Source organism: Clostridium merdae, assembly GCF_900176635.1.
Classification (GTDB): domain Bacteria; phylum Bacillota; class Clostridia; order Oscillospirales; family Acutalibacteraceae; genus Faecalispora; species Faecalispora merdae.
Window position 1 is genome coordinate 57,819 of sequence record NZ_FXLN01000003.1, and the last position, 13,062, is coordinate 70,880.

9 protein-coding genes and 1 other annotated feature are annotated in these 13,062 nt (G+C 44.2%); of the genes, 3 read left to right on the forward strand and 6 right to left on the reverse strand.

Features of this window, described 5'->3' with window-relative positions; genetic code table 11:
• Positions 1-99 precede the first annotated feature (99 nt).
• On the forward strand, positions 100-612 hold the full coding sequence (locus CAN90_RS02185) for a peptidylprolyl isomerase (RefSeq protein WP_085832204.1): 513 nt from the start codon (positions 100-102) through the stop codon (positions 610-612).
• A gap of 478 nt (positions 613-1,090) precedes the next feature.
• Here the strand turns inward: CAN90_RS02185 and CAN90_RS02195 are convergent, their stop codons facing one another.
• The 6 genes from CAN90_RS02195 to CAN90_RS02220 all read right to left on the reverse strand — a co-directional run bounded on the left by CAN90_RS02195 (position 1,091) and on the right by CAN90_RS02220 (position 10,271).
• Positions 1,091-2,224 (reverse strand): sodium ion-translocating decarboxylase subunit beta, encoded by a 1,134-nt coding sequence (locus tag CAN90_RS02195; protein WP_085832206.1) that lies wholly within the window; start codon positions 2,222-2,224, stop codon positions 1,091-1,093.
• Between the two features lie 11 nt (positions 2,225-2,235).
• Positions 2,236-2,385 (reverse strand): OadG family protein, encoded by a 150-nt coding sequence (locus CAN90_RS02200; protein ID WP_085832207.1) that lies wholly within the window; start codon positions 2,383-2,385, stop codon positions 2,236-2,238.
• A 118-nt stretch (positions 2,386-2,503) separates the two neighbouring features.
• Positions 2,504-2,566 (reverse strand) — a sequence feature (sodium ion sensor (DUF1646 type); this cis-regulatory element may regulate processes involved in with the transportation of sodium ions).
• A gap of 88 nt (positions 2,567-2,654) precedes the next feature.
• Positions 2,655-3,461, reverse strand: a complete 807-nt coding sequence (locus CAN90_RS02205) for an MBL fold metallo-hydrolase (RefSeq protein WP_085832800.1) — start codon at positions 3,459-3,461, stop codon at positions 2,655-2,657.
• 246 nt (positions 3,462-3,707) lie between these two features.
• Positions 3,708-4,088, reverse strand: coding sequence for a desulfoferrodoxin family protein (locus tag CAN90_RS02210; RefSeq protein WP_479723225.1), 381 nt, complete (start codon positions 4,086-4,088; stop codon positions 3,708-3,710).
• A 125-nt stretch (positions 4,089-4,213) separates the two neighbouring features.
• Complete coding sequence (locus tag CAN90_RS02215) at positions 4,214-5,011, reverse strand: class B sortase (protein WP_242953551.1); 798 nt, start codon at positions 5,009-5,011, stop codon at positions 4,214-4,216.
• Positions 5,001-10,271, reverse strand: a complete 5,271-nt coding sequence (locus CAN90_RS02220) for a SpaA isopeptide-forming pilin-related protein (protein ID WP_085832208.1) — start codon at positions 10,269-10,271, stop codon at positions 5,001-5,003. The genes CAN90_RS02215 and CAN90_RS02220 overlap by 11 nt, the downstream gene beginning before the upstream one ends.
• A gap of 427 nt (positions 10,272-10,698) precedes the next feature.
• On the opposite strand from CAN90_RS02220, the gene CAN90_RS02225 reads away from it, so the two are divergent.
• Positions 10,699-12,219, forward strand: a complete 1,521-nt coding sequence (locus tag CAN90_RS02225) for an ATP-binding protein (protein ID WP_242953552.1) — start codon at positions 10,699-10,701, stop codon at positions 12,217-12,219.
• The gene (locus CAN90_RS02230; RefSeq protein ID WP_085832210.1) at positions 12,212-12,910 is read left to right on the forward strand and encodes a response regulator; all 699 of its coding nucleotides are present in this window, start codon (positions 12,212-12,214) and stop codon (positions 12,908-12,910) included. Before CAN90_RS02225 ends, CAN90_RS02230 begins: the two co-directional genes overlap by 8 nt.
• Positions 12,911-13,062 lie beyond the last annotated feature (152 nt).

Genomic DNA, 13,062 nt, shown 5'->3' on the forward strand with positions numbered 1-13,062 from the left:
TTTTTTCTACCCCCGGCATGAAAAAATCCCCGTCACCCGTATTAGCCGCACATTACGGAGCGGGCGGCAAACAGCAAATAATAAATGGAGGAATTTTAGATGAATCCTGTTGTAACAATTGAAACCAACAATGGTGTAATTAAAGCTGAATTATACCCTGAAGTTGCACCGAACACCGTGCGCAATTTTATTTCCCTTGTAAAGAAAGGCTTTTACGATGGCACCATTTTTCACCGCGTCATTCCTGATTTTGTGATTCAGGGCGGCGACCCGGAAGGCACCGGTATGGGAGGCCCCGGTCACCACATTCACGGCGAATTTACAAAGAATGGCTTTAAAAACGATTTAAAGCACACCAAGGGTGTTCTTTCCATGGCTCGTGCCTCCAGCCCGAACAGTGCTGGTTCCCAGTTCTTTATTATGGCCGGCGATGTTCCTTATCTGGATGGCAACTATGCTGCTTTTGGTAAGGTTATTGAGGGTATTGAAGAGGTTGACCGTATTGTTGCCTCTCCCCGCAATGCACAGGACCGCCCGAAAGAAGACCAGGTTATGAAAAAGGTAACGGTAGATACCTTCGGCGAAGAGTACGAAGAGCCGGAAACACTTTAAGCATAAGCATAAGCATTTATTCGATTCAAAAGCGTCTTTGCTCTTCTGGGCAAAGGCGCTTTTTTATAGGAAAGCTAATTGTAAAAACCAACAGATTTCCTATTAAATAGTATAACATAATCCCTAAAAAGTAAAGGATAGATAAAAAAACAACGGTCTTTTTTATCTATCCTGATTATATTTTCTATGAAATAATTAACTATTATTTTTTGTTTTATAATTTAGTATTTCTTTTTGAATTATTGAATGCAAGCTTCATTTTATCAAAAACAAAAGTAGCCAAAATTAAGCTTATTACTATAAAAAAACAATTCGAATCTGCCATTTGAAAGCGGCAAAATTCGAATTGTCTTCGCAAAAATATTGCACTGTTTTGCATTCCGTATGTTCCACTTATTTTTAACATGGGAAGGAGGGGGAACCTAATGTTCTCCCTCTCTCCCGCATGGAAAATAAGTAAAAATCGTTTCTTGAACTCTTATTGAAATAGTGACAGCAGAATACCGGCAGCAACTGCGGAGCCAATTACTCCGGCAACGTTCGGGCCCATTGCGTGCATGAGCAAATAGTTGCCCGGGTTTGCCTTTTGCCCCTCAACCTGAGAAACTCTGGCAGCCATGGGAACCGCGGAAACACCAGCGGAACCAATGAGCGGATTAATCTTTCCTCCGGAAAGGAAGCACATCAGCTTGCCAAGCAAGAGGCCGCCAACGGTGCTAAAGCAGAACGCCATAAGACCGAGGAAAATAATCTTGAGTGTAGACGGGCTAAGGAACTGCTCTGCTGTTGCAGTTGCACCAACCGTTACACCGAGGAAAATGGTAATAATATTAATGAGCGCATTTTGTGCGGTGCTGGAAAGTCTCTCGGTTACGCCGGATTCTTTGAACAGATTACCCAGCATTAACAAGCCGATGAGAGGGGCCACAGAGGGCAGCAGCAAAATGCAGAGGATAGTAACCATAATTGGGAAGCAGACCTTCTCCAATTTGCTTACTTCGCGCAGCTGGGTCATCTTGATTTCGCGCTCTTTCTTAGTAGTCAGCGCACGCATAATCGGAGGCTGAATGAGCGGGATAAGCGCCATATAGGAATACGCAGCAATCGCAATGGAGGGCAAAAGATCTGGAGCGAGCTTTGAGGTTAAGTAAATGGCCGTGGGGCCGTCTGCTCCACCAATAATACCAATGGAGGCCGCCTCCTGCGGGGTAAAGCCCAAGGCAATTGCCACAACAAAAGCAATCACAATACCAAACTGTGCTCCCGCACCCAAAAACAGGCTGCTGGGGCGTGCAATCAACGGGCCAAAATCGGTCATGGTACCAATCCCCAAAAAGATGAGTGACGGGTAAATACCGAGCTTAACACCCTGATATAAGTAATAGAGCAAACCGCCGGCTTGTCCATTTGCCGGTCCGTCCATAAGCCCTGTAATCGGCAAGTTAATGAGCAGCATACCAAATGCAATCGGCAAGAGGAGTAGCGGCTCGAATTTTTTAACAATCGCAAAATAAATGAGTACTAATGATAATACAATCATGATAACGCTTTGCCAGGTAAGAGCCGCAAAACCCGAACTCTGGAGCAGCGTTTGAATCGCCTCAATAAACAATGTCCTTCCCCCTATCTTTGATCTGTTTTTTCTGTTTTTTTGCTCTCTATCTTACGGATGCCAACAGTAAAAATACTAATTAAGATAAATAGCACCGCCAAGATTCCAAAAACAAGGGCCATACAGAAAACACCAACCAATACGGCTTCCGACACAGTCATGTTAAATCCTCCCTTTCTCTCAACGCCATTACCGGCGAAATTGATACCAAAGAGAAGGCCGCTCTGTAAGAAGCAAAGGAAAAAGACGACAAAAAAGGATGGTATGCTTCTTTACAGAAGCTTCCCACCCTTAAAGCTCAAAATCTTGAAAACAGAAACAATACAGCATTTCTGCCCAACCGGTATTTTGTGTTTTTTCAATTTGTGTCCATTATACCCAACCCATTGCGAGAAGTCAAGCTTTTCTGCAAAATAGATTTTTTTACCTCTTAGAAAGAAAGCGAAAAGCCAACACCAACCTCTTTTACAGACACTTTTTGGTGAATCGCCGAACGCACGGAAAACGAGGTGCAATGGCACGGGTAAAGCCTTCGTATTCCAGATTTTTCAAAATAATCGATTGTTTTCTCTACTCTCTCATTTACCTGAAACAAGTGAAAACCGCCGATTACACCCGCCACAGTTTGTGTACCGCAAACCCGCTTTGCCTGCTCAATAATATTGCAAATGCCGCTATGTGAGCAACCTGTGATGATAAAAACACCGTCTTCCCCAAGGTAGGCTAAAGCGGAATCATCCATTACATAATCCTCACAAAAGCCTTGTCCCTCTTCTTGCTCTCCCAAAGCCACGCGAGGCTCAAAATCGCACACTGTGGGAATTTCCCCAAGAAAATAAAGGTGCTCACTCAGGCGCATGGGCTCTTTGGTTAAGGTAAGGTGACTGATTTTGCCGACCTCCTGCTCTGTAAAAGCCGCGCCTATGCGATCGGCATCATATCGTTTTGCTTTCCAAGTGTCCGGGTGCGAAATAATCTCTACGTTTGACAAGTCGTATTCATTTTGTAAAAACTCCAAACCACCGGTATGGTCGTTATGTCCGTGAGAAAATACGATTTTTGTTAGGGTACTAAGGTCGATTCCCATTTTGCGTGCATTTTTACCCGCAATATTGGAGTAGCCCGTGTCCAGCAAAATTCTTTCATCGCCGTCCTCAATATAATAGCAGGCACCGGGCTCCCCTAAGTAGTATTGGTTAATATAAGTGTTATTGTCTACCAGAACCGTAAGCTTCAATTCCATGCCCCTTTCCCTGATTATTTTGTTATACAATAGCATACGATTCTAGCTATTGTATCTTTTTTAGGAATAAAGGAAAACTCTATTTTCCCCTCTATCTTTACGAGCTCTCTCTACAACATGCAGTTCAGAAAAAAGGCACCTTACAAAGTAAGATGCCTTTTTCGCAGCCCAAAACAGAACGGAACGGTGACGTTCCAAACAACATTTCTCACTGCTGATAAATCAATGTATTATGTGTAATTACAGCTCTGTCTTCCACAGGCCATGCAGGTTGCAGTACTCAAAAACCGTAACCGGCTTCTCACCATCCTGCAATGTAAATACAGCTTTCGGAGCCTCACCGGGCTGCAGTGCGGTGCGGTGGCCTCCAGTAGAGGTCAACAGATAAATCCACTGAATAAAATGCTCCGGCTGCATGGGGTGCTCTACGCTGCCAACAACCGCAGTAACAGTATTTCCATCAACGGTTACAACGGGTACGTGCTTCTCTGTTGCGGCATCGGTTGTATTCGCAACCAGCTCCGTCATTTTCTCTCCACAGCAGGTCATAGGTGCTCCAGAGTTTTGAATCATACCAACCAAGTTACCGCAATGCTTACAGATAAAGAATTTTTGTTCCATGTTTATGTGCTCCTTTCTAATTTTCGTAAAGCGGCGTTTGCCGTTATTCTGATTATATACGAAATGAGCAGTAAAATCTACCTTAATTGACAAAATTGTCCTAAAAAATAATATTAATTCCCATTTTACTTTAAATCCGTTATTTTTACCTGTTTGGCTACAATTAGCAAGCGTCCATCTTCCCTAGAATACTCACAGGTTGAGAGCAATAGAAGCGAATCATCAAAGGCAACTTTCACACCTGTTTTATATATTTCATGCCTTTCACACGCTGAAAGAAAGCGGTGAAACTCCTCTTGATTCCTCGGAAAAGCCGCCTGTGTATAATCAAAGGCATCGGGGTTATTCAGCAATGCAGTGGTTTTTACCACCATCGCTATTTGATATTCCCCGTACTGCTTCAGCGTATCAAACTGAATCACCGGGTGCGATTGGTAAAAAGCTTTGTCCTCATACGCTACCAGTGCGCCAAATATTCCTTTGTTCTTGGTATGGTGACCATAGAGAAGCACGTTACCCTTCGTAAAATCGCTCCTGGAATCAGCATAAGGAACACCATAAGAACTGTTTTTACGCTGAAAATCGTGATTCAGGTAAAAATCTGGCTCTTTGGGCGTGAACATAACCGGGTAACTAATAGAAGTACCTTCAATTTGAACCCAACCAGCAAAATCGGGGTTCTTCTTTGCGAGAGAACCATACTTTTCAAAGGGAGATTGAGGAACCGCCGCCGGAGTAATGGACTCCCCGACGGCAGGTACTACAACTGATATTGTTCCGCGTAAATTCTCAAATTCCTCGTCAGCCGCTCTCTGGCTTTGGTTATCCAAGAGTAAAACACTACCAGAAACCAAAGCCATTATGCCGAACAGGATGCACCCGGCCGCGGCGAAACGGCGTTTTAACGACCACTTATTTGCCAATATAACGTCCCTTTTTTCTCTCTACCAATAGTGAGATAACGGAATAACCCAAACCCGCCAGAGATAGCCCCAACAGCAGCGCCCACAAAGGAGAGGCTCCGGTAAAGCCTGTTTGAGGCCCAAACGTTCCGCCTCCCTTAGGAACATCGTCGTCTGGAATGTTTTCAACCGGCTCGGTTGGTTTTGTTCCGCCACCACCCAAAGGCACCTCTTCCGGTGGAATGAATTCCTCGCGAAGTTTATTGACAAAGTTTATTTTTGTGCCAACTCCTGAGATGCGTACTGTCTGCGCTTTGGGGAGTTCGTATCTGTCCGTTACTCCCTCTTCTGCAATTTCACGGATGGTATACGTTCCTTTGGGCAGCTCTCCCGTCATAATGCGACCATCCGCATCGGTTACAAAGCGTTGAGTATAGGAATTGCCATCCGTAATCTCAAAGGTAAAGCCGGAGAGCACGCCATCTTCAGAGGTTTTTTGAATCACGATATAGCCCTCACCGCTGCCGCCTCCGGGGTTACCACCTCCGCCACCACCTCCACCGCCGCCGGAGCGACGGGTATTGGCAATTAGAATGGGGGTGCCACTGTCATCCATTGTAACCGCCTGTTTGTTCTGATTCACCGTCACGGTAAACACCGCGCTGGTATTTACCAAATACCTACTGGGTGCCGCCACTTCGGCAATCTTATACGTTCCATAGAGCAGATTTGTGAAAGTAAAAGAACCATCATTTTCACTCAAAACCGTAGCAATTGCCTTGTCTTTCACCAGATTCGTTTCTGCTGCGTTAAACAGGCCAATGGTTGCACCGGCCAATGGTAGACCAGAATCAGCAATCACTTTTTGACCCGTAATAGAGCCAATGGGGGTATTGAAAAAGTCTGATACAGAACCGTTATTGCTAACTGTAACTGCCTGCCCTTGAGTAGTGATAGAGAAGTCATACGAATGGAGTTTGTTTTTCTCATCCACATCGGGCAGGTAACCCGCAGGTGTCGTGGTTTCTTTTACATAATAATCGCCTACAATCAACTGATTATCTGACGAAAGGTACCAATCACCCACAGCGTTTTTGGCTGGAATATCCAAAGCGGAAAGCTGGTACAACCCAGTAGTACTATTGCTCTCCGTTAGATAAGCCACCGGGACGTCGCTGATTTTGCTGTACACTGTAAATTTCGCGCCTGACACAGGAACGGAATCAGCGGAATCCTGTTTTTGTAGCGTTACTGTTCCACGGGTACGAACATTGGTTACGATATAACCCGTTTCATCCGAATGGGTTAAGAAGTCGCCCCCCGTCATAGAAAGTTGACCACTTGTAGAAATTGTGATGGCAATTGTTCCGCCGATTTTTTCAAATCCATTCGGAGCGGTGCTCTCCTTGAGCTCATAGGTGCCGGGGTCTACATTTTCAAACTTTACAGAACCTGCTTGATCGCTGGTCGCTTCCTTGGCTTGCAAATTCGCTCCAGTTAGTGTGAACTTTGCCCCTTGCACAGGATTCCCATCATCACTCTGCTTTGAGAAGGAGAATGAATAAGCACCCTCTCCCTGATTGTTTTTGGGTTTGTTTTTGATCACAAGTGGGTTGGTGTAAGTTCCAGCCTTCTTTGTTATGGTACCATCAGGATATAATCCTTCTGGAGAGACATTTTCAGTGAACACAAAGTATCGGACTGTTGTATCCCGTAAATATCCACTTGGTGCCTGTGTTTCTTCCAGTTGATACAATACATTTTTGTTAAGATACAGGAAAAAAATCTTACCCGTCGATGGAGTTGTTTTTGTGAGCTCCGTGTCTTTATCCACCACCCATCTACCGCCCTCTTGTTTCATTTGGGTTAGGGTAAACTGTGCGCCGGATAAACGGAAATCGGGTGACTCTTCTGTACCAGTGGTATTGGTACTGGTTTTCAAGATACGCAGCTGCGCGCTGGTGTTGGCATTGGCAATCTGATCCATAGTCAATGTTTGGGCACCGTTGGCCTGCTGTTCTCCTGTTTCTGTTGAATCTCCCCCACTCCAAGCAAGAGAGGCGCTGTTAGACATTTTATCTTTTGATGTCACTTCACCGACCACCAAAGTGGTAAACGTGATCAGCAAGGGGGTATGGGCATATGTTTTGGGAATTTGAAAAGAGAACCCAGAATTCGATACTTTTAAATTTGCAAATTGGTCTTTCAGCTCATTCCCAATTACATATTTTTTTAATGAGGATGTTGGGCCTGTAATGGGGCCCGTACTTGAAATACTGTCTGGATTTACCTGCTTAATTGACAGAGAATCTTGATCCAACTGGAACCATTCCTTTAGGTGATCTGTTAGGGTGGCACCCTCCATATCCACTCCGTCGGCGTTCAATAAAATCTGCCAGTCTACACGGTAAACCGAATCATCGTCTTTGTATTTTCCGTAAACATATTGCCCTTGTTTCCCAATAGAAGGAACGCGAACCTTATGCGTCGCATTTTCAATGGCATCAATGGTTCCGTTTGCTTTCCCTGTGGGATTCACAATTTCGCCAGTCAATGAGCAATCATTTGTAAAGGAATACTCTTTTAGTTCCTTTGCAATCTCCCTGCGGTAATCCTCCTTTATAATAGTGGAAAAAACCATTACATAGGTATCATCAAAGGCATTTTCGAACTCAAATTGTACCTTCTGGCGTGGTATTATATCCGAACTAAATTCATCACTCTTCATTTTTATGGTCTGACTACCGACTGTTATGGTCTCTTCGGAGCCATCACTCGGAACAAACTGATTTACAGTTTGTGTTGTTACCGTACCATTCGAACCATCCGGATTCTTTGCAATTTGCTTAATCTCTAACAATTTACCAAACTCCGTATTGGTTGGTACGGTATCCGTTAAAATAGCTCCCGCCGCAATACTCGAATGGTTTGGGTTGACGGTAACACGCCAGTAAAGCTGGTGGTTTGTATAATCATAGTAGTTTGTTTCTTTATCGGTATACTTACCATCTGTAGTAAGGCCGATATTGTCTTTTATGAGAATGGTGTTGCTAACACTCTTTTCCGCTGTACTCGAATAGTCTTTGTCTGAGGGCAAACCATCCCCTGTGATTGTTGCTTTGTTTGTCAGCTTGCCAGCATTTTCGCTGTTTTGATTTAGAATTGACGGGTCGACAACAGTAGTTTTCAGTGTAATCTCATAGACCTGATCCTCTTCAATATCGCCAAGGGAAATTGTCAAGAGAGTTGTATGCGATTCTTCATCAGGCGTTAACGTATAGAACGGTGCATCCGTGCCATCCTTTGTGAATGTAATCGTTTTATTCGCTTCACCCTTTTGCTTCAGCACTGCGGAAAGGCTTTTAAAAACCTGCGAATCGTCTTGCAGTACATCCGTAATAGTAGCGTTTTTAATTTCTAAGTGGCTGTAATTGACTTTAAATGACCATGTCATTTCTCTGTTACTCTTTTGGTAGTTGCCTGCCTCTTTTTTAAGCACAGAATAATCCATCTCATATTCTTTTTTTATGTTAAAAGAAAAAGAGGGTAGCCCGGTTTCGGACCCACCGGTACCGCCTGTTCCGGGGTCATATTCAACACCTTTCCATAACATGGTAGCTTCATTTTTTAAATTCTTATCGGTATACGTACCATCTGCGGATGCAATTGCCACCGTGGAATAAGTGACCTCCAATGGTTTGTTTAGTTCACTTTCCGCCATAGGAATGATTAAAATTGCTTCATTCTTGCTGGCATTGGTGTAATAAATTGCCTTGGAGCCAGAGTCTGTCAACTCACTTAAAAAGTCCAGCGTATTTTTCAGGTTTGTTTGATTCTCCCCTGCTTTTAGAATAGTTGCATACGTCATTGGAGAAGAGGGCGTGCTTACCACTGCCGTACGCTCGTCATCATTCACGGTGAATTCTAGTTCATTCTTGCTATTCAGCAGGTATTTATGGGTTTGATCGATCCCTTGAATGGAGTCGACTAGATACACCGTACCGTTCTTACCCGTAAAATACGTGTTAGCTGTAATCGTCCATTTCCACTCCGGACTATTCAGACCAACTCGCTCACCCTTTTTATTCATAAAGCTTCCGCTCAATGTTGAAGTCACCTGTTCACTAATTGCCTCCGGTTTGGAGGGATCCTTCCCAAACAGCTGCGCTTTATTGTTAAAAGTAAGTGTGGGAGAACCGTTTACAATCTTCATATACTCCTGGTATTTCTCAGAAGTTAACATGGTAGTAATCGCAAGTGTAATCTCAGTTACATCCGCAGAATCCGGAATGGTATAAGTAAGCTTATCATTTTTATCAATGAAATACTTTCCTGCTTCGGCCTGTTCTGCTGGCAACACGTTGGCATCGATTACAGCAGGTGTACTGCTTTCAACTTCAACTTTTGTTACCACCAATCCCTTTGGGATTGAATCTACTATGGTCATGGCATTCAAAGTTTTGTTCGCCGGTGCCTTCGCAGTAATGGTATAGGCTAAAAATTGATTTGAATCCGCCGCGCTAATGTCGGATGCTGTTTTTGTAATGGTATATTTTTCATCATCCTCACCGGGTTGTGTTCCACCACCAGTGAAATTAACATCAACGTCAATTTTATCCCCTTTTTCCTTAATCACAGGTTCTTTGGTGCCTTCACCGGTTTTTGTAATCTCGAACCCGATAGATGCCGCGGCAGAGACATCTTTCCACTTATAAACGCGTGGGTCGAGTTTCGCCGTAACAGTCAGTAAGTTCGGTTTGCTTGCATCTGCCTGCGTAATGGAATACGTACCAACTTGTTCGTCCTTTAGCTCACCACTCTGAACTTTTAATGCCTTTGGGTTTCCAAGCAAGCTTTCTGGCAGCTGAAAGGTATTGTCAGCTAGAGACAATTGAAAGGTGAATCCGCTTTCTGGCAGTTTGGCTGCATATTCTTCAGGAATGGGGTCTGTGTCATTCCATTCCCCGATTATCCCATCAATTTCTTCATCCCCAAGCTCTGGGTGCACTGCTTTTACAGCTTCTCTCATCTTCGCCTGAAGCTGGTCATTGAGCAATGAAAAATCAAAGGACAACTTAAATAACTCTTTTCCATCTGGAATACTGGCAGAAAGGTTCGAAGATTTAAATAAATCCTTGGGGTAGCTTTTCTCCAGTAGATTAACCGCTGTTGTTGTAGCCCCTGAGCCACCGTCTGCCATAGCAACAAAGGGGAGCATTTGAAGTGAAACTAAAAGACACATAATAACCGCAGTCACTTTTTTACCAATCCATTTTTTCATGTTAATACCTCCTCAAAAATATGCTCCACCTCATTGTAAAAATAAGGGTCTTACCGCTTTTGTAATTGCACATCTTCTATCCTTTTTTAACATTTTATCAGGTGTAGCGCATGCAATACAATAACAATTTTCATTTTTGTTATTATCACAATTTCCATGGTCACAAACCGGTAAATTACCGTTTTTATTCTATTATTTTTCCTAATTATATATTGCACCGTCTCTCCCGATATTCTTACCATTAACGTTCTTTTCATTGGAGCCAAAAAGATAATCCGATAAAAGAAATATCCGTGCGTTTTTTTGTAAAATAGTAAGAATATTTGCAAATCTTCTTGCTTTCCGTTATGGTTGGAAATACACTGTAAGAATAGAAAGCAACCCGCTCATTGATTTGCAGGTTCGCAGAGAAGGAATGAAACACACTATGATTCAAAAACATCAACTTAAAACAGTATTACTACACTTCATATTGGTACTAGCCCTGCTCTTTACAGCAGCAGGAATTGGCTTTCTACTGCGGGGTTTCGGCCTGCCGGAGGCCAACATTGTAATTGTATTCTTCTTAGCCGTTTTACTTATCACGCTTTTAATCTCCAGCTATGTTTTTGCCATACTGGCTTCTGTACTGGCTGCATTTTTATTTAATTATTTATTTACAGAGCCATATTTCAGCTTTGCTGTAAATGCCCCCAGCTATATGGTCACACTATTTATCATGAGCATAGCGGCTCTGTTAACCAGCATGGTAACCTTCCATGCAAAGAAAAACGAACGCAACGCAAAAGAACGCGAGCAGGAATCGCGTGCCCTATATGCTTTAACCAACCTGCTAACGGAAGCCAAAACCTATGCGGAAATTGCAGAGATGGCAGCAGATACCATTAGCAAATCAGTTTGCACCGGTGCTGCCTGCCTTTGTTTTGATGATGACGGCAAGCCGGACTCAAACTATGTTCAGTGCCTGCCGGGGCAAGTGCTGCACCGTGAAACAGAAGATACAAATAGCCTGCTGGAGCGCCTTTCCGAGCTGGATAAAGGTTATGTAGTCGGCCCTGAATTCTGTGACTGGCCAATTTACGCAGAAGATTCCATACTGGGGTTAATCCGGTTGCCAAAAGAGAACGCACAGCGTTTGTCTGCGGCACAAGTACGCATACTTCGCTCTATGATTGAAAGCACCGCACTGGCGATGGATCGCTTCTCGGCCTCTGCACAACAGATTCGCCTCCATGAAGAAACCGTACAGGAACGCTACCGCGTGAATTTGTTACGGGCAATCTCACACGATCTTCGTACCCCCCTCGCTGGTATGATTGGCACCTCTGAAATGCTGCTCGGCATGACCAACGCGGATGACCCTCGAAGACAACTTATGGAGGGAATCTCAAAGGATGCAGGCTGGCTTCACTCTCTGGTCGAAAATATTCTCAGCCTCACACGCTTGCAGGACGGCAGGCTTACCATCCAAAAAGAGCGGGAAGCCGCTGAAGAAATCCTTGGTGGAGCTGCTCGCTACGTGATGCGCCACCACCCCGGCTACGATATTGAAGTGCACGCGCCCGAAGAGCTTTTTCTGGTTCCTATGGATGCAAAGCTTATCAGCCAAGCACTTATCAACCTGCTGGAGAATGCGGTAAAACACACCGACCCACCCGGCGACATTTGCGTGAGTGTGGAAGAAGATAAAATGAACCAAGCGGCTGTATTTACAGTTCGTGACCACGGCAGTGGAATTGGTGGAGCCGATCTTCCCCATATTTTTGAGCTGTTTTACACCTCACACGCAAAAGAAGCGGATTCCCGAAAAGGCGTTGGATTGGGATTAGCCATTTGTGAAACAATTGTAAAAGCACACGGCGGAAGTATTTTTGCACGCAACCGCACGGATGTCCCCGGAGCGGAATTTGTATTCAGCCTGCCATTGGAGGTAGAAGACAATGAGTGAACACGCACATAAAATACTGGTTGTGGAGGACGACAAGCAAATTCAAAGCTTTATCAGCTATGCGCTCGAGCAAGACGGTTTTTCTTACCTGTGTGCAAACAACGGGCACAGTGCCATGAGTCTTTTAATCTCAGAGCCAATTGAGCTTTTACTGCTGGATTTAGGTCTGCCGGACTGCGATGGTATGGATATTATTAAACGGGTACGCGAATGGTCCGACATGCCCATTATTGTTGTTTCAGCCCGCGACCAAGATAAAGAAAAGGCGGCGGCGCTCGACGCCGGAGCGGATGATTACCTAACAAAGCCATTTTCCGCCACAGAGCTTTTAGCACGCATCCGTGTTGCAATACGACACCTGCGCAGGCAGGGCGGCGATAAAACACAGGCGGTCTATCAGGTTGGCGAATTAAAGATAGATATGGAAAAAAGGCTGACCTATTTAAACGGGGCAGAGCTTCACTTAACCCCCATGGAGTATACCTTGCTGCAACTGCTTTTTAAAAATTGCGGCAAAGTTCTAACAACCCAATACATCATTCGTGAGGTTTGGGGAGTCGGCTACGGGAACGACACACAGGCTCTGCGCGCTTTGATGGCTGCCTTACGCCGAAAAATCGAGAAAAACCCTGCAAAGCCACGGTATGTGGTAACCGAAATTGGCGTTGGTTACCGACTAGTAGATGAATAAATTATTGATAAATAAAGTTTGTAAAAACAATGTGAAATAACTCATGAAAAAGACCGTATGCGGAACAATATCCGTTATACGGTCTTTTTTCTATTTAAAAATCAATATTTCATCTTTTATATGGATCCTCACAGCATTCTCACACCTATGTC

Excerpts from the sequence above, each read along its gene's own strand:
- CAN90_RS02225 (WP_242953552.1), top strand. The coding sequence starts at position 10,699 with ATGATTCAAAAACATCAACTTAAAACAGTATTACTACACTTCATATTG.
- CAN90_RS02185 (WP_085832204.1), top strand. The coding sequence starts at position 100 with ATGAATCCTGTTGTAACAATTGAAACCAACAATGGTGTAATTAAAGCT.
- CAN90_RS02220 (WP_085832208.1), bottom strand. The coding sequence starts at position 10,271 with ATGAAAAAATGGATTGGTAAAAAAGTGACTGCGGTTATTATGTGTCTT.
- CAN90_RS02210 (WP_479723225.1), bottom strand. The coding sequence starts at position 4,088 with ATGGAACAAAAATTCTTTATCTGTAAGCATTGCGGTAACTTGGTTGGT.
- CAN90_RS02230 (WP_085832210.1), top strand. The coding sequence starts at position 12,212 with ATGAGTGAACACGCACATAAAATACTGGTTGTGGAGGACGACAAGCAA.
- CAN90_RS02200 (WP_085832207.1), bottom strand. The coding sequence starts at position 2,385 with ATGACTGTGTCGGAAGCCGTATTGGTTGGTGTTTTCTGTATGGCCCTT.